The 3,728-nt window shown below is 70.5% G+C and carries 1 protein-coding gene; it reads left to right on the plus strand.

Features of this window, described 5'->3' with window-relative positions; all coding sequences use genetic code 11:
• Window positions 1-3,728: amino acid adenylation domain-containing protein (locus tag VFZ09_RS30430; RefSeq protein WP_329731208.1), on the plus strand; the 3,728-nt coding region annotated here is incomplete at both ends.

A 3,728-nucleotide genomic window follows, 5' to 3' on the forward strand; every position in this document is an offset into this window, starting at 1 on the left:
GCTCCTCTCCTCCTTCAACCTCCTGCTCTCTCGCTACTCCGGCCAGTCCGACATCACCGTCGGCTCTCCCATCGCTGGCCGCTCCCGCTCCGAGCTCGAAGGCCTCATCGGCTTCTTCGTCAACACCCTCGTCCTCCGCTCCTCCCTCTCTCCCTCCTCTTCCTTCCTCCAGCTCCTCGCCCACGTCCGCTCCCTCACCCTGGCGGCCTACTCCCACCAGGACGTGCCCTTCGAGAAGCTCGTCGAGGAGCTCCAGCCCTCCCGCGATCTCAGCCGCAATCCCCTCTTCCAGGTGTGGTTCGTCCTCCACCGGCAGGGCGAGGTGACCACCCAGAAGCTGCCCGGGCTGACCTTCTCGCCCGTCGAGATGGACAGCGGCACGGCGCGCTTCGATCTCGTCCTGGCCCTCATGGAGTCGGAGAACGGGCTCGACGCGCAGCTCGGGTACAACACGGACCTCTTCGAGCCCGCGACGGCCGCCCGCATGGCCGAGCACTTCGGCACCCTGCTGGAGGGAATCGCCGCCCACCCGGAGCAGCGCCTGAGCGAGCTGCCCCTGCTCACCGAAGCCGAGCGGCACCGCATGCTGCGCGAGTGGAATGACACCCGGGCGGACGTCCCGCGTGTCTCCGGCGTGCATCGCCTCTTCGAGCGCCAGGTGGAGCTCACGCCTGACGCCATCGCGGTGGAGCTCGGCGAGCAGCGGCTCACCTACCGCGAGCTCAACCACCGCGCCAACCAGCTCGCGCGCACGCTGCGGTCCCGCGGCATCGGGCCCGAGGTTCCTGTCGCGCTCTGCGTTGATCGCTCGCTGGAGATGGTGGTGGGCGTGCTCGGCATCATGAAGGCCGGCGGCGCGTACATCCCGATGGATCCCTCGCTCCCGCAGGAGCGCTTGGACTTCATCGCCGAGGACACCTGGACGGCGGCGCTCGTCACCGAGGAGAAGTACGAGGATCTGCTGTCCCGCCGCATCCCCTACACGCTCCTGCTCGACTCCGATGGGGCTCAGGTGGAGCGCCACCCGGGCGAGAACCTCGACGTGAACGTGGAGGAGGAGAACCTCGCCTACGTCATCTACACCTCCGGCTCCACGGGTACACCCAAGGGCACGCTGCTCACGCACCGGGGCCTGATCAACACGGCGCTGGCGGCGGTCGCGTCGCACGGCGTGAAGCCGGACAGCCGCGTCCTCCAGTTCGCCGCCTTCGGCTTCGATGCCTCCGTCTGCGAGATCTTCTCCACGCTGCTGGCGGGCGCCCGGCTGGTGCTGGCTCCGCGCGAGGAGCTCATGCCCGGAGCGCCCCTGCGCGGCGTGCTGGAGCGCCACGCGATCACCCACGTGACGCTGACGCCCTCCGTGCTGGCGCAGCTGGACGCGGACGGACTGCCCGCGCTCACCACCGTCATCTCCGCCGGTGAGGCGTGCTCGCCGGAGCTGGTGCGCAGGTGGCGGCGAGACGGCCGCCGCTTCCTCAACGCCTATGGCCCCACCGAGGTGACGGTCTGCGCCAGCGTGCAGGACGACGTCTCTCCGGACCGGCCCACCATCGGCCACCCGTGGCCGAACGTGGAGCTCTACGTCCTGCGCGGGCTGGAGGTGGTGCCCGCCGGAGTGCCGGGCGAGCTGTGCGTGGGAGGCGTGGGTCTGGCGCGCGGCTACTTCGGCCGGCCGGAGCTCACCGCCGAGCGCTTCATCCCGCATCCGTTCAGCGAGGAGCCCGGCGCCCGGCTGTACCGGACGGGAGACCTCGTCCGCTTCCTGCCGGATGGAGACCTCGAGTTCCTCGGCCGCCTGGACACCCAGGTGAAGCTGCGCGGCTTCCGCATCGAGCTGGGGGAGATCGAATCCCGGCTGGCCGGACACCCGGACGTCCGGGCCGCGGCCGTGGTCCTGCGCGAGGACATCCCCGGCAACCCGCGGCTGGTGGCCTATGTGGTGGGCGAGCCGGAGGAGTTGGAGCCCTCGGCGCTGCGGTCCTTCCTGGCCGGCAAGCTGCCCGAGTACATGGTGCCCTCGGCCTTCGTCGTCCTGGACGTGCTGCCGCTGAATTCGAGCGGCAAGGTGGACCACGAGGCGCTGCCCGAGCCCACGCAGGAGCACGCCGAGCACGCTGACTTCGTGGCGCCCCGGACGGCCACCGAGCAGTTGCTCGCGCAGATCTGGGCCCAGCTGCTCGGCGTAGAGAAGGTGGGCACGCGAGACAGCTTCTTCGAGCTGGGCGGTCACTCGCTGCTCGCCACCCAGGTCATCTCGCGTGTCCGGGACGCCTTTGGCGTCGAGCTGCCGCTGCGGGAGATCTTCGAGGCGCCCCTGCTCGAGGCCCAGGCCCGGCGTGTCGATCACGCGCGCGAGGCCGCGGCCGGGGTGAGCGCCCCCAGGCTCGCGCCGGTGCCGAGGACCGGGAAGCTGCCCCTGTCGTTCGCGCAGCAGCGGCTGTGGTTCCTGGATCAGCTCGAGCCGGGCAGCTCCGGCTTCAACATCTCGGTGCCGATCCGGCTCGAAGGCGCGCTGGACGTGCCGGCGATGGAGCGGAGCTTCCGCGAGCTGGTGCGGCGCCACGAGAGCCTGCGGACCACGTTCGTGTCCGAGGAGGGACAGCCGGTGCAGCGCATCCACCCGGCGGCCGGGTTGTCCCTGGAGCTGGTGGATCTGCGCGCGCTGCCCGAGTCCGAGCGCGAGGAGGAGGCGCAGCGCCAGGCCCAGGCCGAGGCGCTGCGTCCATTCGAGCTCGCCCGGGGCCCGCTGGTGCGGGCGACGATCCTGCGTCTCGGCGAGCGGCAACACGTGCTGCTGCTGACGATGCACCACATCATCTCGGACGGCTGGTCGCTGGGAGTGCTCATCCGCGAGGCGGCGGCGAGCTACTCCGCGTTCTCACGCGACGAGGCACCGGTCCTGCCGGAGCTGCCCATCCAGTACGCCGATTACGCGGCCTGGCAGCGCGGTTGGTTGCAGGGAGAGGCACTCGAGACCCAGCTCTCGTACTGGCGCCAGCAGCTCGCCGGCATCCCCGCCGCGCTCGAGTTGCCCACCGATCATCCGCGCCCGGCGGTGCCCACGTATCGAGGCTCGCGCTTCTCCCGCGTGCTCCCGCGTGAGCTGCTGGAGCGGCTCGGCGGCTTCACGCAGCGCGAGGGCGTCACGCCCTTCATGGTGCTGCTGGCCGCCTTCCAGGCCCTGCTCTCGCGCTACTCCGGCCAGCTCGACATTCCCGTCGGCACCGACATCGCCAACCGCAACCGCTCCGAGACCGAGGGCCTCATCGGCTTCTTCGTCAACCAGCTCGTGCTCCGCTCGACGCTGGAGGGCAATCCGTCCGTCCGTGAGCTCCTCACCCGTGTCCGCGAGACCACCCTGGGCGCCTATGCCCACCAGGACCTGCCCTTCGAGGAGCTCGTCAAGGCGCTCAATCCCGAGCGCAGCACCAGCCGCGCCCCGCTCTTCCAGGTGAAGCTGGTCCTCCAGAACGAGCCCATTCCCACGCTCGAGCTGGAGGGGCTCTCGCTCCGCCCGGTGGCGGTGGAGACCGGCACGGCCAAGCTGGATCTCACGCTGATCTGCCGCGAGGCGGAGGACGGGCTGTACTGCAATTGGGAGTACAGCACGGACCTGTTCGAGGGCCCCACGGTGGAGCGCATGGCGGGCCACTTCCAGCGCCTGCTGGAGGAGATGCTGGCCCATCCGCAGCGGCCCGTGTCCACCCTCTCCCTGCTCTCCCAGCACG

Source organism: Archangium sp. (assembly GCF_036277355.1).
Taxonomy (GTDB): domain Bacteria; phylum Myxococcota; class Myxococcia; order Myxococcales; family Myxococcaceae; genus Archangium.